At 38.0% G+C, this 21850-nt stretch carries 20 protein-coding genes; 15 read left to right on the forward strand and 5 right to left on the reverse strand.

Annotation, left to right across the window (positions count from 1 at the left end; translation table 11 throughout):
* The first annotated feature begins 64 nt into the window (after window positions 1-64).
* Entirely contained in the window at window positions 65-493 is a 429-nt protein-coding gene (locus tag AAIE21_RS18930) for an SRPBCC family protein (protein ID WP_343268196.1), read from the forward strand.
* The gene (locus tag AAIE21_RS18935) at window positions 494-817 is read left to right on the forward strand and encodes an ArsR/SmtB family transcription factor (RefSeq protein ID WP_174100181.1); all 324 of its coding nucleotides are present in this window, start codon (window positions 494-496) and stop codon (window positions 815-817) included.
* Between the two features lie 288 nt (window positions 818-1105).
* Here AAIE21_RS18935 and AAIE21_RS18940 read toward each other — a convergent pair whose 3' ends face one another.
* On the reverse strand, window positions 1106-2542 hold the full coding sequence (locus tag AAIE21_RS18940; protein WP_343268197.1) for an MDR family MFS transporter: 1437 nt from the start codon (window positions 2540-2542) through the stop codon (window positions 1106-1108).
* Window positions 2543-2652: 110 nt separating this feature from the next.
* Window positions 2653-3924, reverse strand: coding sequence for a BaiN/RdsA family NAD(P)/FAD-dependent oxidoreductase (locus AAIE21_RS18945; RefSeq protein ID WP_343268198.1), 1272 nt, complete (start codon window positions 3922-3924; stop codon window positions 2653-2655).
* Between the two features lie 150 nt (window positions 3925-4074).
* Between AAIE21_RS18945 and AAIE21_RS18950 the strand changes: the two genes are divergently transcribed.
* The gene (locus AAIE21_RS18950) at window positions 4075-5727 is read left to right on the forward strand and encodes a putative polysaccharide biosynthesis protein (protein ID WP_343268199.1); all 1653 of its coding nucleotides are present in this window, start codon (window positions 4075-4077) and stop codon (window positions 5725-5727) included.
* A gap of 42 nt (window positions 5728-5769) precedes the next feature.
* On the forward strand, window positions 5770-6504 hold the full coding sequence (locus AAIE21_RS18955) for a pseudouridine synthase (protein ID WP_343268200.1): 735 nt from the start codon (window positions 5770-5772) through the stop codon (window positions 6502-6504).
* Between the two features lie 84 nt (window positions 6505-6588).
* On the opposite strand, the gene AAIE21_RS18960 is transcribed toward AAIE21_RS18955, so the two are convergent.
* Window positions 6589-6810 carry a DeoR family transcriptional regulator gene (locus AAIE21_RS18960; RefSeq protein WP_000805512.1) on the reverse strand — a complete coding sequence of 74 codons (222 nt, stop codon included), beginning with the start codon at window positions 6808-6810 and terminating at the stop codon, window positions 6589-6591.
* A gap of 357 nt (window positions 6811-7167) precedes the next feature.
* Here AAIE21_RS18960 and pepV point away from each other — a divergent pair, with 357 nt between their 5' ends.
* The 4 genes from pepV (at window position 7168) to AAIE21_RS18980 (ending at window position 12867) form a co-directional block, all read left to right on the forward strand.
* Window positions 7168-8574, forward strand: a complete 1407-nt coding sequence (gene pepV / locus AAIE21_RS18965; RefSeq protein WP_343268201.1) for a dipeptidase PepV — start codon at window positions 7168-7170, stop codon at window positions 8572-8574.
* A 111-nt stretch (window positions 8575-8685) separates the two neighbouring features.
* Window positions 8686-9240 (forward strand): RNA 2',3'-cyclic phosphodiesterase, encoded by a 555-nt coding sequence (thpR, locus tag AAIE21_RS18970; RefSeq protein ID WP_343268202.1) that lies wholly within the window; start codon window positions 8686-8688, stop codon window positions 9238-9240.
* Between the two features lie 429 nt (window positions 9241-9669).
* Window positions 9670-11811 (forward strand): type I pullulanase, encoded by a 2142-nt coding sequence (gene pulA, locus AAIE21_RS18975; protein ID WP_343268203.1) that lies wholly within the window; start codon window positions 9670-9672, stop codon window positions 11809-11811.
* Window positions 11812-12069: 258 nt separating this feature from the next.
* The gene (locus AAIE21_RS18980) at window positions 12070-12867 is read left to right on the forward strand and encodes a phosphotransferase (protein ID WP_343268204.1); all 798 of its coding nucleotides are present in this window, start codon (window positions 12070-12072) and stop codon (window positions 12865-12867) included.
* 4 nt (window positions 12868-12871) lie between these two features.
* On the opposite strand, the gene AAIE21_RS18985 is transcribed toward AAIE21_RS18980, so the two are convergent.
* Window positions 12872-13150 carry a YtzH-like family protein gene (locus tag AAIE21_RS18985; RefSeq protein WP_343268205.1) on the reverse strand — a complete coding sequence of 93 codons (279 nt, stop codon included), beginning with the start codon at window positions 13148-13150 and terminating at the stop codon, window positions 12872-12874.
* A 278-nt stretch (window positions 13151-13428) separates the two neighbouring features.
* Between AAIE21_RS18985 and trmB the strand changes: the two genes are divergently transcribed.
* From trmB to AAIE21_RS19015, 6 genes are all read left to right on the forward strand, one after another.
* Window positions 13429-14082, forward strand: a complete 654-nt coding sequence (trmB, locus tag AAIE21_RS18990; RefSeq protein ID WP_343268206.1) for a tRNA (guanosine(46)-N7)-methyltransferase TrmB — start codon at window positions 13429-13431, stop codon at window positions 14080-14082.
* A gap of 72 nt (window positions 14083-14154) precedes the next feature.
* Window positions 14155-15018: a YtnP family quorum-quenching lactonase gene (locus AAIE21_RS18995; protein ID WP_343268207.1), complete on the forward strand. Its 864-nt coding sequence runs from the start codon at window positions 14155-14157 to the stop codon at window positions 15016-15018.
* A 183-nt stretch (window positions 15019-15201) separates the two neighbouring features.
* Window positions 15202-16761, forward strand: coding sequence for a fatty acid--CoA ligase (locus tag AAIE21_RS19000; protein WP_343268208.1), 1560 nt, complete (start codon window positions 15202-15204; stop codon window positions 16759-16761).
* On the forward strand, window positions 16758-17903 hold the full coding sequence (locus AAIE21_RS19005; RefSeq protein WP_343268209.1) for an acyl-CoA dehydrogenase family protein: 1146 nt from the start codon (window positions 16758-16760) through the stop codon (window positions 17901-17903). The genes AAIE21_RS19000 and AAIE21_RS19005 overlap by 4 nt, the downstream gene beginning before the upstream one ends.
* A gap of 131 nt (window positions 17904-18034) precedes the next feature.
* Window positions 18035-18907 carry a 3-hydroxyacyl-CoA dehydrogenase family protein gene (locus tag AAIE21_RS19010; protein WP_343268210.1) on the forward strand — a complete coding sequence of 291 codons (873 nt, stop codon included), beginning with the start codon at window positions 18035-18037 and terminating at the stop codon, window positions 18905-18907.
* Entirely contained in the window at window positions 18904-20055 is a 1152-nt protein-coding gene (locus tag AAIE21_RS19015) for a thiolase family protein (RefSeq protein WP_343268211.1), read from the forward strand. The genes AAIE21_RS19010 and AAIE21_RS19015 overlap by 4 nt, the downstream gene beginning before the upstream one ends.
* Window positions 20056-20211: 156 nt before the next feature.
* Here the strand turns inward: AAIE21_RS19015 and AAIE21_RS19020 are convergent, their stop codons facing one another.
* Window positions 20212-20523 carry a PepSY domain-containing protein gene (locus tag AAIE21_RS19020; RefSeq protein ID WP_098491931.1) on the reverse strand — a complete coding sequence of 104 codons (312 nt, stop codon included), beginning with the start codon at window positions 20521-20523 and terminating at the stop codon, window positions 20212-20214.
* Between the two features lie 142 nt (window positions 20524-20665).
* Between AAIE21_RS19020 and AAIE21_RS19025 the strand changes: the two genes are divergently transcribed.
* The gene (locus tag AAIE21_RS19025; protein ID WP_343268212.1) at window positions 20666-21739 is read left to right on the forward strand and encodes a M42 family metallopeptidase; all 1074 of its coding nucleotides are present in this window, start codon (window positions 20666-20668) and stop codon (window positions 21737-21739) included.
* Window positions 21740-21850 lie beyond the last annotated feature (111 nt).

Consider the following 21850-nt stretch of genomic DNA (forward strand, 5'->3'; position numbering starts at 1 on the left):
GTTATATTATGAAAAACGAAACCAAAAGGTGTTGTATTTTAACGCCTTATAAAGGAGACATAGTATGAAGCAGCAAAATACATTACAAGATATTAAACAAACAGTTATTTTTGAAGCGCCTATTCAAAAGGTATGGAATGTAGTATCTACTGCAGAAGGAATTGCATCTTGGTTTATGCCAAATGACTTTGAACCAAAAGTAGGGCATGAATTTCATGTACAATCACCTTTTGGTCCATCACCATGCAAAGTGTTAGAAATCGATGAGCCTCATCGTTTATCGTTTTCATGGGATACAGATGGCTGGATCGTTTCATTTATTTTAAAAGATTTAGGAGATAAAACGGAGTTCACTCTTATTCATGGCGGATGGAAACAGTCTGATGAGACGATTTCGAAAGCGAACGAGAAAGCTTCTGTTATTCGTGATAGAATGGCCGGTGGCTGGGTAGCGATTGTAAATGAAAAACTGAAAAAGGTTGTTGAAGGGTAAATGTCCTCATCAGCAGCGAAATATGATGTTTTTCAAGCAATTGCTGATCCAACGCGCCGAGAAGTACTTAAATTATTAACAAAAGAAGAATTACCGATTTCTAAAATAACAGATCATTTTCCGATGAGCCGTACAGCTGTAGCGAAACATCTTCATATTCTTTCAGAAGCGAAATTAGTAAGTGGAAGAAAAGTTGGGAGAGAAAGGATATATCGCTTGCAGCCTGAACCGTTAGCAGAATTACAAGAGTGGCTTTCGTATTATGAGCAGTTTTGGAACAATAAATTGTCCATGCTGAAATATGTGGTGGAAAATGAAGAGTGAGTGCGAGCATATATTGTTGAGCGATCGATATATATAAATACGGATTGAAAGACCAACATAAAACTATTCCTTTTAGGTGGTAGAGAGGATCCGCCGGTGGATAGAAGCGGTCAGTTCCTTTTTTAGCCCCATGCCATGTGAAAACAGAAGGAGACAATGAGTGGAAGTCTCTTTCTGTTCTTCATAGCCACAATTTATATGTTAGAAAATCAAATTGGATTTATATATATGGGAGTTCCGCTAATATGCTAAAGAGGCTGATCGCTATAAGCGATCAGCCTCTTTTTTTTACTGTTCAGCTGTCTGCCCAGCTGGCTTTAATAGAAGCCAACCGATGAATAGTGTAAGCAGTGCGAGCGCAAATGTACTCATATAAATAACATGTACGCTAGAAGCTAATGCTTCTTGTGAGTCCGTCACTATGTTAGTTGCTGCCCCATGTCCGCCAGAGGAAACTAAATCAAGATTTTTAATGCCTTGTGCATGAATCATCGTATTAAAGATCGTTCCAAAGATAGCAGCACCTAATGTTTGGCTAAATGTATTAATAAATGTATTTAAGCCGACGGCTGTTCCGCGTGTATGCGCTGGGACAGCTGCTTGGATTGTTACCATATAAATTGGTGTGATAAGGCCCATTCCTAAACCGAACAATCCAACGGCAACATAAATAAGAAATGCTGGTGAATGAGTTGATAATGTAAATAATAAGAAGGTAGCAATGGATAAAATGCTAGCTCCAAGTAAAATAATTTGTTTCGTTTGTAACTTACCAACTAAATTCCCAGAGAAAATGGCACCAAATGTCCACAAAACAGGAATTGGCATTAGAATAAGTCCAGCTTCTGTCGCATTTTTTCCTAATACACCTTGGCTCCAAATTGGAAGGTACATGGTAATACTAATAATCATTGCACCAGCAATAAGTGTTAATATGTTTACCGTTGATAACGTCCGATTAGAGAAAAGGGCTAACGGAATTAATGGCTCCGGAGATTTTTTCTCAACGAATAAGAAAATAATGAATGAAACAGCTGCAAAGATTAAGAGGCCAATAATTGTAATGTCGCCCCAGTTTTGTTTACTGCTCCCTGTTAAGAGTGCATAGAGTAACGCAATTGTACTTAGTGAGAAGATGATTGCACCAGGATAATCGATATGGTGTTTTGCTGGTTTAATCGACTCTTTATAAGAAATTGCAATCATCGCACAAGCAAGAATTCCAAATGGAACGTTTAAGAAAAAGATGTAACGCCAAGAAAGAGAATCCACTAAAAATCCACCTACTAGCGGCCCAATAACACCAGAAACGCCCCAAACAGCACTCATCCAGCCTTGTGCTTTTGCGCGATCTTTCGCTTCGCTATATAAGTCTCCGATAATTGTCATTGTAATTGGCATAACAGCACCAGCACCTATACCTTGAAGAGCGCGAAAGACAATTAATTGTTCCATCGATGTCACAATTCCGCACAGCGCAGAACCGATTAAAAAGATGGCCGCGCCAATGAGTAGTACTTTTTTACGGCCGAATAAATCGGCTAGTTTTCCATAGATTGGAGTCGAGACAGCTGTTGCTAGCATATAGATTGCATATACCCAGCTAACAAGTTCGACACCAGATAAATCGCTCGTTATACGAGGGATTGCTGTACTTACAATCGTTCCTTCCACAGCGGAAAGAAACGTCATTAACATTAAAGATATCATGACTTTTTTTCGCATATGTTTTCCCCTTTGTTTCGATTATTCAACAATATAAAATATAAAGCTACTAAGCTATATAAAGCAACAAAAAAGAAACAGGAGTGGAAAGAATCCACCCATGTTTCTTTTTAGTACTGTATTTTTACATTTTGTCCTGCAGTTGTTCCGGCAATTCGGCCTGTAACAAGGGCAGAAGTAATATTATAGCCACCTGTATAGCCGTGAATATCAAGAACTTCTCCGCAAAAGTATAAGCCGTTCATGAATTTAGAAGCCATTTCTTTCGGATAAATTTCTTTAACAGAAACGCCGCCTCCTGTAACGAATGCTTTTTCAAGTGGCTGTGTGCCATTTACAGTTACTTTAAACTCTTTGAAGTCTTTTACAAGTGCACGAATCTTTTCGTGAGAAACTTGCCCAGCTTGCTCGCTACCATCAATTCCGTTTCTTTCTAATAAGAATAGGAAATAACGTTCAGGAACATATCCTTTTAACACATTTTTGATTCCTTTTTTCGGTTCTTCTTTCATTTGTTTCATCATGCGCTGGAAGATCTGTTCGCTATTTTCTTCTGGCAATGCATCGATGCTCATTTCTACCGCGCGCATTTTAAATTTTTTCATCGTTTTTACGACGAACTGACTACAGCGAAGAGCAGCTGGTCCTGAAAGACCAAAGTGAGTAAAGAGCATGTCCATTTTATGAGAAATGACAACTTTGCCTTTTGGATTTAATACACTTACATTTACATCGCGTAAGGCAAGACCTTGCAGTGTACGGTCACGAATAAATGGTTCATTTGAAGTAATTGGAACTTCTGTTGGGAACAGCTCTGTAATTGTATGTCCAGCTTTTTCAGCCCAAGCATAACCGTCCCCAGTTGAACCGGTGTGAGGGACGGATTTTCCGCCAACAGCGATAACAACATGATTTGTTTCCAAAACTTCACCTGTTTTGAGAACAACGGATTTCGTTTGCCCGTTTTCATATTCAATCGTTTCAACAGGTGTATTCGTACGCATCTTAACACCTAGTTCCTGTAATCTCGTTAATAAAGCATCGACCACAGATTGCGCTTTATTAGATACAGGAAACATGCGACCGTGATCTTCTTCTTTTAGCTTTACGCCAAGCTTTTCGAAGAATGTAATAATATCTTCATTATTAAAGATAGAAAAGGCACTGTATAAAAAGCGACCGTTTCCTGGTATATGTTTTACAATTTCATCAAGTGGTAAGCGGTTTGTTACGTTACAGCGACCGCCACCAGAAATTGCAAGTTTACGTCCTAGTTTATTTCCTTTATCAAGAAGCAAGACGCGCGCGCCTTCTTCAGCAGCACCGATTGCGGCCATTAATCCTGAAGGGCCTCCTCCGATGACAATAACATCATAATGCATAGTATATCGACCTCGTTTTCTACATTTCCTGCCTAAAAGAATAGCATGTTTTCGTAGAAAAGAAAAATTCAGTGAGGTACTGTTTCGCTGAAGAATTGTGGTACAATACAAAGGTTAGAGTTCAGCGTTATATATGTAGGAGGATCATCTATGTCCGATTCAAAATTTCTGCGCGGAACGCTTATTGTGACGTTAGGAACTTTTTTAGTTAAGTTCTTAGGCATGATTTACGTCTTTCCATTTCATGCATTAGTGGGCACAGAAGGCGGAACGCTCTATACGTATGGATATATTCCATATACGATTTTTTTAAGTATTGCAACGGCGGGAGTGCCGCTTGCTGTTTCAAAATTTGTTTCTAAATATAATGCGCTTGGAGACTATAAGACGAGCCGGAGAATGTTCCGCTCAGGAATGGTTATGATGATTGCAACAGGAATCCTTTCCTTCTTAGTTCTTTACATGTCTGCGCCATTATTTGCTAAGGCAATGCTTGGTAAACAAAGTATACACAATAGTATAGAAGACGTTACGATGGTTATTCGCCTCGTAAGTTTTGCGCTTATTGTTGTACCAGCAGCAAGCTTAATTCGTGGTTATTTCCAAGGTCATCAATCAATGGGACCAACTACGGTATCACAAATTATTGAACAAATTATTCGTATTGTCTTTTTATTAGCGGGTAGTTTTATTGTTGTTAAAGTAATAGGAGGATCAGTAGCAGCAGCAGTTGGAGTGGCAACTTTTGCAGCGTTTGTTTCAGCTGTGGGAGCGCTCGGTGTGTTAATATGGTACTGGTTAAAACGCAAAAAGCATCTCGATCAATATTTAATTGAACAAACTATACCAGAATCAACAGTAAGTACGGCTCAATTATTTAAAGAATTATTTGCATATGCAATTCCTTATGTTGTTATTGGGTTAACAATTCCTTTATATCAACAAATTGATACATTAACATTTAACTCTATTATGCAAGCGATTGGGCAAGGGGATATTGCAGAGCGAGCACTTGGTATTTTTACGATGTGGACGCATAAGTTAATTATGATTCCTGTTTCCCTAGCAACAGCATTTAGTTTAACGCTTGTTCCAGCAATTACAAAATCATTTACAGAAAAACAATTTCGTTATTTAAAACTACAAATTACACAAACGTACCAGGCAAATATGTTTTTAACATTACCGGCAGTAGTAGGTATTTCTACGCTTGCGTATCCGATTTATACAGCGTTTTATGAAAAGGATCCATTAGGTGGACAAGTGCTTATGTGGTATGCACCAGTAGCTTTATTATTTGCTTTATTTACAGTAACGGCAGCGATATTGCAAGGTATTAACCAGCAAAAACATGCGATTATTGCGCTTGGTATGGGTGTTGTTTTAAAGTTTTTATGTAATGTTATTTTAATCCGTTATTTCGGTGCAATTGGTGCTATTGTAGCGACGGGCATCGGATTCCTAGCTTCCATTTGGTATACGAATAAACAAATTCAAAAATATGCACACTATTCATTCGGTGTTGTATATAAGCGAACATTCCAAATTGCAGTGTTAACACTTGCGATGGTCATTTTCGTAAAACTATCACAATGGCTGCTATCCTTTATGATTTCGCCTGAGAGCCGATTTGGGGCGCTCGTTACAGTTGCGATTTGTGCAGGTATTGGTGGCCTTGCTTACGGATTGTTAGCAATTCGCACAGGTGTACTTGAAAGAGTATTTGGCGGAGAAGCTTTAGAGAAGATTCAGCGTAAGCTTGGTGGTAAGTTGAAATTAAAGATGAAATCAAAAGGGGCGTAATACACGTCCCCTTTTCTATGATAAATATAAGAAGGTGAAAGAATGAGATTAGATAAATTATTAGCAAATATGGGATACGGAAGTAGAAAAGAAGTAAAGAAATTATTAAAAGACGGTGTTGTAAAAATTGATGGAACGTCAGTAAAAGATGCGAAGTTTCATGTGAATGTAGAAGAACAAGAAGTGACGATTCACGGTGAGATTGTTGAATATAAGGAATTTGTATATTTAATGCTGCATAAACCACAGGGCGTTATTTCGGCAACAGAAGATGATAACCATGAAACAGTTGTCGATTTATTGGAATTGGAAGATGCAATCTTTGATCCGTTTCCAGTTGGAAGACTTGATATTGATACAGAAGGCTTTCTATTATTAACAAATGACGGGAAACTTGCGCATCAGCTACTATCTCCGAAAAAGCACGTGCCGAAAAAATACTATGCACATGTAGCTGGCATTGTAACAGAAGAAGATATCGAAGAATTTGCAAAAGGTGTTATTCTAGATGATGGCTATGAAACGAAGCCAGGTGAGCTTACAATTTTGAAAAGTGACGATGTGTCTGAAATTGAGCTTGTTATTACAGAGGGAAAATTCCATCAAGTGAAGCGTATGTTTGAAGCTGTTGGGAAAAAAGTTGTCTATTTAAAGAGAACAGAGATGGGACCTTTAGTGTTAGATGAAGAATTAGAACTTGGTCAGTACCGCGAATTAACAGATGAAGAAGTAGAAATGTTAAAAACGTATCAAGTTCAAACAGAGAATCAAGATTGAGACCGATTCCCTAAAAATAGAAAGAACCCCTTTCTGATTTCACAGAAAGGGGTATGTATTATATTTTAGATACAATTGTTTTCGTTATGAGGTCATTCTCACTTTCTTTCCTGTTGTTGTCCACTTACCGCGGCAAGGGCTATACACGAGCTCATTAAACTGCAACACATTCAGATCACGTTGTATTGTTCGTGGTGTGATCCCGAACTCATCTACAAGGTCTTTCGTCGTTACCGTACCATTCTCATTGATGTACATATAAATTGATTTAATGCGTGTTAGCATACGAGTAGTCGTAGGTTTCAAGAGAAAACCACTCCTCTACTAGTTTTTTTGACCCCATTCAGGAAAGAAGGTCCTTACTCCCATTGTACTCCACTTGACAAATTTCATGCTTTAACCTAGTTAAATTTTACAAAAGTTTAACAAATAATGAAATAGAAAAATATTGGTAGTTGATACTCTATGTCTCTTCTATCAACTACCACATAAATTTCTACGTAAACCGCCAAATTCCTGCAAATTTTTTTAGAAAAATAAAAGAAAAACTAATGCGAAGTATCTGAAATGTTAAAATTGTTCGTTATTGAATGTTCTCTTGTTGGCATATCGGATTTTCGTTTGCTATGATGAAAGAGAGAATATAGAAGAGGTGAATCAGTTATGTCAGCAATTAATTGGACAGAAGAAGTTGAGAAAAGAAAAGATGAATTAATTCATGATGCGCAGCAATTCCTGCAAATTAAAAGTGTATGGGAAGAAGAAACAGCAAAAGAAGGTGCACCGTTTGGAGAAGGTGTAGCGAAAGCATTATCCTTCATGTTACATAAAGGGGAAGTAGAAGGATTTACTTCTAAAAATTTAGAAGGGTATGCAGGGCATCTGGAAATGGGACAAGGAGAAGAATTAGTTGGTATTCTTTGTCATGTTGACGTTGTGCCAGAAGGAGATGGCTGGACAACTCCTGCATACAGCGCTGATATTCGTGATGGAAAGATTTTTGCACGTGGTGCGATTGATGATAAAGGACCGACAATGGCGGCTTATTATGCAATGAAAATTGTAAAAGAATTAGGATTGCCACTTTCAAAACGCGTTCGCATGATTTTAGGAACGGATGAAGAAAGCAACTGGAAGTGTGTAGATCATTATTTCAAAAATGAAGAAATGCCAACAATTGGTTTTGCACCAGATGCAGATTTCCCGATTATTAATGCGGAAAAAGGAATTTCTGATATACAAGTTGTGCAAAAGAATAGTGAAGCAAAAAGCGGAGAATATGAGCTTGTTTCATTTTCTTCAGGGCGCCGTTTAAATATGGTTCCTGATTTTGCTGAAGCAGTGATTACGACTGAAAAAGCAGCGACGATTAGAAATGCTTACGAACAATACTTACAAACTGCTAAGAAGACAGGTAAAGCAGATGTAGAAGGAAATATTGTGACGTTACAAGTAGAGGGAGTTTCCGCTCACGGTTCTACTCCTGAAAAAGGTGAAAACGCAGGTCTCTTGTTAGCGAACTTTTTAACAACGGTTGCTCTTGACGGTAAAGGTGCTTCATTTGCGGCATTTGTTACAGAAACTTTTACAGATGATACGCTTGGAGAAAAAGCAGGAATCGCTTATAAAGATGAAATTAGCGGATCATTAACAGTGAATGTGGGGCGCCTTTCTTATACGAAAGAAGAAGGCGGAAACTTTGGTTTAAATGTACGCTACCCAGTAACAACGAATTTTGAAGAGACAGTGCAGAAATTAAAAGACTATGTCGGCAATAACGGCTTCCAAGTAGCTGATTATTCTAACTCACGTCCGCATCATGTTGATAAAGATCACGTTTTAATTCGTACATTGCAACGTGTGTATGAAGAACAAACAGGAGAAAAAGCAGAGTTATTAGCAATTGGCGGTGGTACATATGCTCGTTCACTAGAGGCTGGTGTAGCATTCGGCCCGCTATTCCCTGGAAAAGAAGAACTTGCTCATCAAAAGGATGAGTATATTGAAATAGAAGATTTACTAAAAGCAACAGCAATTTATGCACAAGCAATTTATGAATTAGCGAAATAGGTTGATTGTATGCTGAAATATGACCGCTCTCCATTTGGAGGGCGGATTTCTTTATATTGTTGGAATGAGATACAAAAGAAAAGCAACAATAACAAAAAGGAGAAGATATAGATGGTTCCACATTATTTTTTAGCGGTTACTCTGCCGAATCATATAAAAGAAACGCTCGCGAGCTTTAAAGAAGAAATGAAGGACAAGTTACCCTTTCGTTCGTGGGTACATAAAGAAGACTATCATATTACACTTGCTTTTTTAGGGAGCGCGGAGCAGGAACAACTGCAAGGAATAGAGAAAGGGTTACAACTCCTTGTGAATAAACCAGAGTTAGAGCTCACGCTGCAAAACTTTTCTACATTCGGCTTAGTAGAGAGCCCACGCATATTTTGGGCTGGATTAAAAGAAAATCAAGCATTATTTGATTTGCAAAAACAGGTGCATGCGATTTGTGAGAAAAACGGTTTTTCTCTTGAAACACGTCCTTATCATCCGCACATTACTATTGCCCGTAAGTGGAGTGGAGAAGGAAAATTTAATCCTAAAAATTTAAAACAAATGGATGCAGTATTGTTTAAGGCTGATACCGTTACATTGTACGAATCTCACGTCCATCAAACTCCAAAGTATAAGCCAATTTATGAAATGAAGTTACAGAATCTTAAAGTGTAAAAACGTTTCTTATGAATGTGAATATACTATAGAAAATAGTAAGTTTGTGTAATTTTCGATTTATCCCGCTATTTTCGAGCGGTAAGACCCCCACCTCAAGATTCAGAGAGAAACAAGAAAGCTGAGTGGAGATGAAGAACCCCCCCCGCTGATGGAAGTTTCACTTTATCTTTAGGGGATACTTATTTCGTACAGATATATAAATCCATTTTGATTTTTCAACACAAAATCCCCTGCTATGTAAAGCAAAAAGTGACTGCTGCTTGTTTTCTCTTTTTGTTTTAACGTTGCACGGGGCAGGGAGAGGGTCTGACCGCTTCTATGCATGGCCAGTTGCTCTCTCCCACCTAAAAAGAAAGGGTTTATGTCGGTTTTTCAATTTATATTCATATAGTTTCATTTTAATTTCGAGAATGATGGTGATTTTTTATGCTGAAAGTAAAGCGTCCATTTGAAGCTTATTTAGATGAAATGAATAAAATTACAATTTTGCTCCCGCATACGTATGGAACAAGCCGGACATTTTTTATGCAGGAAGGAAATCGTGTATGGGAGCTTAAGATTGCTCAAATCATATCTCTTCCAGATATAACAAAGTATGAATGCTATATAGAATATCCACTTGATTTAGGAAAGTATTATATAGTGCGAGATGAGCGAAATGAAGAAACAGATTTACAAATTGGAGCGGTTATTCGCACGGATGTATTTGATGAAAAATATTATTATGATGGTAGTGATTTAGGAGCTTGTTATGGAAAGGAAAAAACAACTTTTAAAATGTGGGCACCAACTGCACGACTTGCGAAAGTAAGAATTTATAAAAACGATAAAGAGTATATGGATTATGAGATGCAAAGAGAAGAGAATGGTGTTTGGTCCCATGTTTTACAAGGGAATTTTGAGGGAGCGCAGTACACATTTCTCGTTTGTATTAATTTAATATGGAATGAAGCTGTAGATTCATATGCAAAATCCGTATCAGTGAATGGTAAGTATGGAGTTGTGGTTGATCTTGAGAAGACATATATAAAGAAGCAAAATGTGTTACCGAAACTAGATTTTTTTACCGATGCAATCCTTTATGAAGTCCATATTCGTGATGCCACTATGCATCCCAATAGTGGTGTGGTAAAAAAGGGGACATATGCGGGATTAACGGAAGAGAATACGAAGGGGAAACTTGGGACAGAGACGGCTTTTTCTTATATAAAAGAATTAGGAATTACACATGTTGAAATTTTACCTCTTCATCATTTTGCTGGAGTAGATGAAACACGTCCGTTTGCGGCGTATAACTGGGGCTATAACCCATTATATTACAACGTTCCAACAGGAGTGTATGCAAGTGATCCTACCGCCCCTTATAATCGAATCAAGGATTGTAAACAACTTATTGAAAAATTTCATGAACATGGACTCCGCGTGATTTTGGATGTTGTATACAATCATGTATATGAAAGAGAAACGTCACCTTTTGAAAAGCTTGTACCAGGATATTATTTCAGACATGATGAAAATGGTATGCCATCAAATGGAACGGGAGTTGGGAATGATATAGCATCAGAGCGAAAAATGATGCGGAAATTTATTGTTGATTCTGTTCTATATTGGCTTACGGAATATAACGTTGATGGTTTTCGATTCGATTTAATGGGAGTTTTAGATGTAGAAACAATGAATGAATTAGAAAAGGAAGTAAGGAAAATAAAAAAGGATGCGCTGTTATTAGGTGAAGGCTGGGATTTACAAACACCGCTTCCGCTAGAGGAGAAAGCAACGCTTAACAATGCAAACAAAATGCCGCGAATTGCGCAGTTCAATGATCAATTTCGTGATGCGATAAAAGGTAGTACGTTTGATGTAAGTAAACGTGGTTTTGCATTTGGAGGAAGTGTAGACCCTGTACATTTACAATATGTGTTAACAGGAAGTCTTATAAATGAAAAAGGAGACGGATTATTTTTAGAGCCGATTCAAAGTATTAACTATGTAGAATGTCATGACAATATGACGATGTGGGATAAACTCGTGCGCAGCAATCAGGAAACAGAAGAAGTGCAAAAAAGGCGTCATCGCCTAGCGACAGCGATGACATTACTCTCACAAGGAATACCATTTTTACATGCAGGACAAGAATTTTATCGTTCTAAGAAAGGAAATGAAAATAGTTACAATGCGCTTGATGAAATTAATCAGCTTGATTGGGATCAGAAAGAGCAAGAAATCGAAACGATTGCGTATATACAAGGCTTGATTGCGATTCGTAAGGCGCATAGAGCGTTTCGCTTACAGGCGGCTCACCTTATAAAGAAGCATATGACATTTTTACAAGTATCTCCTACTGTTGTTGCGTATCATTTACAAAATGTAGGAGAGTTCGGTCCTTGGAAGGAAATTGTTGTTTTATTTCATAATGGTGTGCAATTAGAGACGGTTTCGCTGCCAAAACATGAAATGTGGTACGTATTAGCAGATAGTGTAAAAGCAAAAGTACAGCCAATTTCTTCATTTCAAGGAAGTGAATTTCAAGTGGCTCCTATTAGCTCGTATATATTGACGATAATGTGACAAATAGCTACTTGACGATGAGAATGTAATAAATGTAGAATTGACAAAGGTGACGATTTCGATAAGTTGTCATTCTAATATTGTTTTTGTAAAATAAAGTAAAAGGATGGGCGATTCGTTTGTCCTCATCTCTTGGCTTATGCCAAGTTTTCTTTCATTTAACTACAGTAAAAAAAATATATGAATCCACAACATGTTTAAAAGGTGTTGCGGTTTTTCTTTTCATAACTATAAAAGATAAGGATTTGTTAACGGGTAATGAATATGGAATGGTTGGAACAATTATTAGGAGAAGAGTGGAGTCTTATACCAGCTGGTGGGGCAACGGGCGATGCGTATATTGCACAAAATGGACAACAAAAGCTATTTTTAAAGCGTAATACATCGCCTTTTTTAGCGGTATTGTCGGCAGAAGGAATTGTTCCAAAATTACTTTGGACAAGAAGAGTGACAAACGGTGATGTGATTTCAGCTCAAAAGTGGCTTCAAGGGAAAAAGCTAGAGCCAGAGGAAATGAAACTTGAACGTGTTGCGAAGCTTTTAAAAAAAATACATTCGTCTAAAGCACTTGTGCAGATGATACAAAGGCTTGGAAAGCAGCCACTACATGCACAGGAGTTATTAGAACAATTGTATTTCATTTTAAGAGGAGACATAAGAACGGATGAAACGATTCAGACAGGGCTGGGGTATTTAAAAGCTACACTGAACGATATTGAATATGATGAGTTTGTCGTATGTCACTGTGACGTGAATCATAACAATTGGTTATTATCGGATGAAGATGAATTATTTTTAATTGATTGGGATGGGGCTGTTATTGCAGATCCTGCCCTTGATCTTGGCATGTTATTACATTGGTATGTTCCGCGTCACGAATGGGACGAGTGGTTAGCGTATTATGGGATTCAAATGAATGAATCATTGGTTCAGCGTATGAAGTGGTATGTAGTGGCACAAACTATTTTATCTGTTCAATGGCATACAACAAAAAAACAGCAAGCAGAAGCTGAATATTGGCATCAATATTTACAGCAACTACTTGCTTCAGAGTAAAAAGTTAAGAAAAATTGTCCATTCCAGAAATCCATTGCGTAAGTTGCTCTTGATTACTAGAAATATGATTGTCTAAATCAGGAGAATATTTACCCGATTGACTATAGTAATATACATCGTTTAGCATTGCTTTTACATCGCTGTTTACACTATCGTTTGCAAGTAGTGATTGAATGAGCCGTTCTAATTGTTCGCACTCAGAAACCGTTCCACAGCAATCACTTTGGTGATTGACTAAAATATCTTTTAAAATTTCTAATTGATGTTGTTGATTGATCGGCATGACTGGATCATCCTTTCGATTGTTGTTCAATTTGAACAAGTAAGAGAAATTTTCTATTTCATCATGGAGTAGCTAATCAGTGGCTAACGAAACGTTTCTACAGAAGTGAAAGTTTCGTTCTATGCTCTTTGTAGTTTGTATCAAAATGATACACCTTATACTTGAAAGAAACGGACCGAGTGCTCGTACGTACTTGGTTTTTTGTTTGATAGATTGATTAAAAAAGAAAGAAGGAATAAACCTTCTAAAAATAGTCTGGTAAAGAGAGGGAGACATCTATGCGTTTAAGACATAAACCATATGCAATGGATCGAATTAATGAGTATTCACAGTTTGTGATTGGAAATCCAGAGGAGCGTCGTGGCAATTGGAAAGAAGTGTTTGGAAATGATAATCCAATCCATATTGAAGTAGGTACAGGTCGTGGCCGTTTCGTTTATGAGATGGCAAAAGCAAACCCGCATATTAACTATATCGGAATTGAGAAATTCACAAGTGTTATTGTAGATGCACTTGATAAGTTAATTGAAGAAGAAGTACCAAATTTAAAATTGATTAATAAAGATGCTGAAGATTTAACAGTTTTCTTTGCGGAAGGCGAAATTGATCGTGTGTATTTAAACTTCTCAGATCCATGGCCAAAAAATCGTCATGCCAAGCGTCGTTTAACGTATAAAACGTTTTTACGTAATTATGAAGAAGTGTTAGTAACGGGCGGGGAAATTCATTTTAAAACAGATAACCAAAGTTTGTTTGAATACTCTCTTATGAGTATGGCTGAATATGGTATGCTACTAACATTCCTTAGCTTAGATCTTCATAATAGTGATTTCGAAGGCAATATTATGACAGAATACGAAGAGAAGTTCTCTAGTAAAGGACACCGTATTTATCGTGTTGAAGCGAAATATCGCATGGAACCTACGCAGTAATGTGTAGGTTTTTTCTTGCGAAAAACATTCTGAATTTTGTGTTAAAATCAAATAGAAAAGGGGGAATATAGGATGGAATGTTTACAAATAGGAGAAATAAAAGTGGCATGGCTGCGTGGCGGAAACACTCATTTAGATGGAGGTGCAATGTTTGGGGTTGTACCGAAAGTAATGTGGTCACGAAAATATAAACATAATGATACAAATCATATTTATTTACGGACAGACCCATTGCTTGTGCAAACGAAAGATGGAAACATGCTTATCGATTCAGGAATTGGAAATAATAAAATGAATGAAAAGATGAAGCGGAATCAAGGTGTAACGGAAGAATCATCAGTTGAAATTTCTCTAGAGGAGCGTGGTCTAAAGCCAGAAGATATTCATTCCATATTAATGACACACCTTCATTTCGATCATGCGTCAGGATTAACGAAATGGGAAAATGGTAAGCTTGTTCCGACATTTCCAAATGCAAAAGTGTACGTGTCAGAAACAGAATGGAACGAAATGAGAAACCCTAATATTCGTTCTCGTAATACATACTGGACAGAAAATTGGGAGCCAATTGTAGAGCGAATTGTCACCTTTAAAGAAGAAATCCAAATTTCAGATGAAGTAAGAATGGTGCACACAGGTGGGCATAGTGATGGTCATGCTGTGATTGTTCTCGAAAGCCAGGGGGAAACAATGCTGCATTTGGCAGATTTACTGCCAACGCATGCCCATCAAAATGTACTATGGATTATGGCTTATGATGATTACCCAATGACATCTATTGAACATAAGCAGAAGTGGCTGAAGTATGGAGTGGAGAAAAAGGCATGGTTTACATTTTACCATGATGCGTATTACCGTGCTGTGAAGTGGGATGAGGAAGGAAATATGTTTGAGAAAGTAGAAAGAAAAGAAGTGAATGTATCAAGCGAAGTGTAAGAAAGATGGAAGCATGGAGGGGAGGGCCCTCCATGCTTCCTGACAACTACAAACTATTTCGTTGTCAGGATTTGTCGAAAGAATAAACTTTAAAATATTCTGAAAATTGTTATAATATCTCTGAGCTACTGCATTAACACACGTTCTATATGATAAGCGTTTTATTTGAAAGGGGGAAACATATTGTATATAACGATTGGAAATTTGCTTGAACTGACCACTGGAAGATATCCAAATAAAGAAGCCATTGTTGAACCGGAAAAAAATATTCGCTGGACGTATACGGAATGGAACGAACAAGTGAATAAGCTAGCTTATGCGCTTCAAAAAAGTGGTATAAAAAAAGGTGACCGCGTCTCGACATTCCTGTTTAATAGTAGTGAACTAGCAACTACATGTTTTGCTTGTGCGAAAATTGGTGCCGTATTTAACCCAATTAATTTTAGATTAAAGCCACAAGAACTCAGTTATATATTAGAAGATGCCTCTCCAAAAATCGTACTTTTTGAACAGCAATTATCCTCTCAAGTGCAAAGCATTCATAAACAATTTCCTCATATTCAGTTCTGGTACATTGACCAAACTCATCCGTCGTTTTCTATTTCATATGAAGAAAAACTATCCAATGCATTACCACAATTTGAAGCAGTAGAAGTAAAAGAAGATGATATTTGTTCCATTATGTATACAAGTGGAACAACTGGTTACCCAAAGGGGGTACTTCACCGGCACCGAGAAATTATCGATCAAAGTTTGATGGGAATCGCATATTTACATTATACCGAGAATAGTCGTGGTCTTGTAACAGCACCAATGTTTCATTGTGCAGAGCTGCATTGTTGCTTCGTTCCAAGGGTACATAGCGGTGGTGCGAATATTATTCTACACCATTTCGATGCAAAGAATGTTCTTGAAACAATTGAAAAAGAAAAGGTTACTGTTATGTTTGCGGCACCTACAATGTGGAATATGATGTTGCAGGAAGATTTAATGCGGTATGATTTATCTTCTCTTCGGTACGGTTTGTATGGAGCAGCTTCAATGGCACCAGCACTTGTAAAAGCATGTGATGAAAAATTGAACGTTTCATTAGTACAAGCTTACGGTATGACAGAAATGGGGCCGGCAGTTACTTTTTTACGAGAGAATGAGCAGCTTACTAAAGTAGGTTCTGCAGGAAAAGCTGCCTATAATCATGAAATTCGTATTGTCCGTCCAAATGAAGAAGGGCCATCTGAGCCCAATGATATAGTAAGGCCGTATGAAATCGGAGAAATTATTATGCGAGGTTCCTGTTTGATGAAAGGGTATTACAACAATGAAGAGGCGACAGCAAAAGCGCTATATAAAGGATGGTACCATTCAGGAGATTTAGGCTATGTAGATGCAGATGGTTATTTGTATGTTGCAGATCGCGTTGACGATATGGTTGTTAGTGGTGGAGAAAATATTTATCCACGTGAAGTCGAGGATTTTTTGTATACGCATGAAAGCATTTTAGATGTTGCGGTACTTGGAGAGAAAGATGAGCTTTGGGGAGAGAGTGTTCTAGCGTACATCGTTTCAAAAGATCAGTCTCTCACCGCAGAAATATTAGATGAGTACTGTAAAGCAAGTGATAAACTTGCTGATTACAAGCGTCCGCGTCGCTATGTATTTGTTGAACAACTCCCAAGAAATGCAAGTGGTAAAATACAAAAGTTTATTTTGCGTAAAGCAGGAGCAGAAGGGAGGATAGGATGAAACATAAGTATTTACAGGAGGAGCATCACATTTTCCGTGATGCTTTTCGCAAATTTTTAGAAAAGGAAGCATATCTATACTATAACGATTGGGAAAAAGAGGGGATGATTCCTCGTTCTTTCTGGACGAGCATGGGGAGTAAAGGTTTTCTTTGTCCCATGGTAGATGAGCGGTATGGTGGAGCAGGTGCTGATTTTGGATATTCGGTTGTCATTAATGAGGAACTTGAAAAGGTTGGATCAAGTTTAATTGGAATTGGTTTGCATAATGATATTGTTGTTCCATACTTCACGCAGTACGGAACAGAAGAACAAAAGAAACGCTGGTTACCAAAATGCGTAAGCGGTGAATATATAGCTGCAATTGCGATGACAGAGCCAGGAGCAGGTTCTGACTTGGCGAGTATTCGAACAACGGCAAGGAAAGAAGGTGATTATTATGTCGTGAATGGTGAAAAAACATTTATTACAAATGGTATTCATGCGGATTTAGTCATTGTTGTTTGTAAGACAGACACAAATGTTAAACCAGCTCATAAAGGAATGAGCTTGCTCGTTTTAGAAAGAGGAATGGAAGGATTTAAAAGAGGGAAAAAACTAAAAAAAATTGGTTTACATAGCCAAGATACAGCAGAACTTATTTTCGAAGATGTAAAAGTCCCTGCCGCGAATTTGTTAGGGGAAGAAGGAAAAGGCTTTTATTATCTTATGGAAAAGCTGCAGCAAGAACGTCTCATCGTTGCAATTGCAGCGAAAACAGCGGCGGAAGTAATGTTACACATAACGCAAAAGTATGTAAAAGAGAGAAAAGCATTTGGGAAAAGTATAAGTGATTTTCAAACTGTACAGTTTCGATTAGCAGAGATGTATACGGAAATTGAAATTGGTAGAACATTTGTAGATGAATGTATTACCGCTCATATGAATGGTGAGAATATCGTAACAAAAGTATCGATGGCGAAGTGGTGGTTAACAGATCTTGCAAAAAAGGTGTCAGCAGAGTGTATACAATTGCACGGAGGATATGGCTATATGGAAGAATACGAGATTGCGCGGCGTTATCGTGATATTCCGGTAAGTTCGATTTATGCTGGAACGAATGAGATTATGAAAAATATAATTGCAAAAAGTATGGGCTTATGATGCTGAAAGGAATAACAGTTATTGATGTTTCTCATTATATTGTCCGCGAATATTCAAGACTATTTCGAAACGAATGATTTGTTTGGATGCATTACATAGAAAAAATGAAAAGTAATGATAGGAGGGTAATGATGATTCAAAATATCGCAGTAATTGGTGTAGGAATTATGGGAAGTGGAATTGTCCAAGCGTTAGCGATGGGTGGTAAACAGGTGAAAATGTATGACGTATCAGAAGAAAGTTTACAAAAGGCTTATGGAACGATCACCAAAAGCTTGAGTCGTTTCGTTACCGCAGGACGTATGACAGAGGAGGAGAAGAATTGTATTCTAGCTCATATTACTTCTACAGTTATACTGGAAGAAGCTTGCCAAAATGTAGAACTTGTTATTGAAGCGGTACCGGAAATATTACAGTTGAAGAAGGAGATTTTTCAAAAGCTAGATTTCTATACAGCGCAATCTACTATTCTAGCAACAAATACGTCTGAGCTAAGTGTAACTGCGATTGCAAGTGCAACGAGTCGCCCCGAAAAAGTAGTGGGAATGCACTGGTTTAATCCTGCTCCTGTTATGAAGCTCGTTGAAATTGTGCGAGGAGTAGTTACGGCAGAAAGTACGATACAAGCAGTAAGAGCGGTGTCAGAAGAACTTGGGAAAGAAACGGTAGTTGTGAAAGATATGCAAGGATTTGTGACCACGCGGGCAATTGCTATTCATATGTTAGAGTGCATGCGTATGTATGAAGAAGGCATTACAAGTAAAGAGGAGATTGATAAAGCAATTAAGCTTGGTTTGAACTATCCTATGGGACCATTTGAATTAGCAGATTATGTAGGGCTAGATACAATGCTATTTGCGAGCAAAGGACTAACAGAAGCATTTGGTGATAGATTTAGAGCACCGCAAACACTTGTGAAACTTGTAGAAGCAGGGCATCTTGGAAGAAAGACTGGGAAAGGCTTTTATGATTATTCCAAAGGGAAAGTAGGAGAGAAAATATGAAGCGAGATGTTGTCATTGTTGAAGCTGTACGTACGCCAGTTGGTAAAAGAAATGGAGCGTTTCGTTTACTTCATCCCGTACAACTTGCGGCAGCTGCACTAGATGAAGTAACAAAACGGGGAAATATAGAGAAAGAGATCATAGAAGATATTGTTATGGGTTGTGTAACGCCAATTAACGAACAAGGTTTTAATATTGGAAGACTTTCGGCACTTGAAGCAGGTTTTCCTATAACAGTTCCGGCAGTAACGATTAATCGTCTTTGCGGTTCTGGGCAACAGGCTATTCACTTTGCCGCGCAAGAAATTAAATCAGGAGATATGGACATTACAATTGCAGCTGGTGTAGAACATATGACAAAAGTTCCTATTTTAAGCGATGGAAATGAACAGACTATCCCAAGTAGTCTTCATGAAAAGTATCAAATTGTACATCAAGGTGTATCTGCTGAGATGATTGCAGAAAAATACGGTATTACCCGTGAACAGTTAGATACTTACGCACTAGAAAGTCATAGACGAGCACTTCAAGCTACCGAATCTGGACACTTTCAGCGAGAGATTGTCCCACTGCGCGGTGTAGATAAAGAAGAAAATGAAATAGTAGTTGAAAATGATGAAGGACCGAGAAGGGATACTTCTTATGAAGCGTTGGCCAATTTAAAAACGGTGTTTAAAGAAAATGGAGTGATTACAGCAGGGAATGCAAGCCAAATTAGTGATGGTGCTGCAGCAATCTTGTTAATGGATAGTGAAAAAGCGAAAGAGCTGGGGTGTAAAGCGCGTGCTCGTATTGTGAATCAAGTGGTTGTTGGCTCTGATCCGACGACAATGCTTGATGGCGTTATCCCCGCAACGAAAAAAGTGCTGCAAAAATCAAATTTAACAATTCAGGATATGGATGTTATAGAGATTAATGAAGCATTTGCATCGGTTGTTTTAGCATGGCAAAAGGAAATGGAAGCAGATTTGCAAAAGGTCAATGTTAATGGTGGTGCAATTGCATTGGGTCATCCACTTGGGGCAACTGGTGCGAAATTAATGACTTCTCTTCTTCATGAATTGGAGAGGAGGCAGGGAAGATACGGCCTGCTGACAATTTGCATTGGACATGGGATGTCGACTGCAACGATAATTGAAAGAATGTGAAAAGGCGTGCAGAAATTCGTCTGCACGCTGTTATGTGGCTACTGCCTGTAAAATATCGATTGGTGAGAGTTAATAATCAGTTGGTGAGGAAGCAAACTTCCACTGATTAAATTTTCACTTTAGTTAAACGTATGTTTTCAGATTTTTAGAGTTCCTTTAAGCAGCGTTTACTTCTAAAACTGTACCTGTTTTTGCATCTACTAAAAATTCAAATCGTTCTTGAATGTCATTCAAAATTGTTGTAAGACCGCCGCGGTATACTTCATACGCGACATCATATTTTTCAAATGTCTCTGGAACCATATGTACCCAAGAGCCAGTAACTTCGCCTTTATGACTTAATGCTTGTTTCACCATTTTCAATGCTTTTTCTGAAGAAATATGGGATTGTTCTTGCACTTTGTTTGCAACAAGATAACCAGCTGCAAAACCAACACCAACACCAGCTAGTAAACCTTTCCAGCTCATATATTCACCTCACTTCTATAAAATAGTGTATTGATAATAATTATAATGCAATTTTAATGAAAAAAGAAGAAACTAGAAACATTTCGAAAATTTCGTTACAATAAAAGAGGTATTCTACTAAGGTTTGAAAGAAGGGAACTTCGTGAATAAAGAGACATTAGAATTATTTCGTACGTTAACAGAATTACAAGGTACATCAGGGTTTGAACATGATGTGCGCCGTTTTATGAAACAAGAGCTAAGTAAATATGCCGATGAAATCGTCCAAGACGGTTTAGGTAGCGTGTTCGGTCTGAAAAAAGGGGATGAAAATGGCCCACGCGTACTTGTTGCTGGTCATATGGATGAAGTTGGCTTTATGGTTACGCAAATTACGAAAAATGGGATGATTCGTTTTCAAACGCTAGGAGGCTGGTGGAGTCAAGTATTACTAGCACAGCGTGTACAAATTATGACGAAAAATGGACCGGTTGTTGGGGTTGTTGGTTCCATTCCACCTCACTTATTAAGTGATGCGCAACGTGCAAAACCGATGGATATAAAAAATATGTTAATTGATATCGGTGCAGATAGTTATGAAGATGCACTTGAAATTGGTGTGAAACCGGGTCAACAAATCGTTCCAATTTGCCCGTTTACACCGATGGCAAATGAAAAGAAAATCATGGCAAAAGCTTGGGACAACCGTTACGGCTGTGGCCTTGCGATTGAATTATTAAAAGAATTAAAAGACGAAACGCTGCCAAATACATTATATTCTGGTGCGACTGTGCAAGAAGAAGTAGGTCTTCGCGGCGCACAAACAGCTGCAAATATGATTCAGCCAGATATTTTCTATGCGCTTGATGCAAGTCCAGCAAATGATGCATCTGGGGATAAAACGCAGTTTGGCCAATTAGGTAAAGGAGCGCTTCTTCGTATTTATGACCGTACAATGGTAACACATAGAGGAATGCGTGAATTTATTTTAGATACAGCAGAAACACATAACATTCCGTACCAATACTTTATTTCGCAAGGTGGTACAGATGCAGGTCGTGTACATACAAGTAACTCTGGTATTCCGTCAGCGGTAATTGGTGTTTGCGCTCGTTATGTTCATACACATGCATCTATTTTACATGTTGATGATTATGCAGCGGCGAAAGAATTGATTACGAAGCTTGTGAGAGCAACAGATAAAACAACGTTGGAAACAATTAAAAATAACGCTTAAAGGAAGGGCCTAAAAGCCTTTCTTTTTTTAGATTAGAGAGAGGACCCAGCCGTGTGTGGAAGCGGTTGGTGCCTATTTTCGTCTCGTGTCATGTGAACCACGAAAGAGGGA

It is taken from the genome of Paenibacillus sp. 102 (assembly GCF_039549175.1).
GTDB lineage: Bacteria > Bacillota > Bacilli > Bacillales > Bacillaceae_G > Bacillus_A.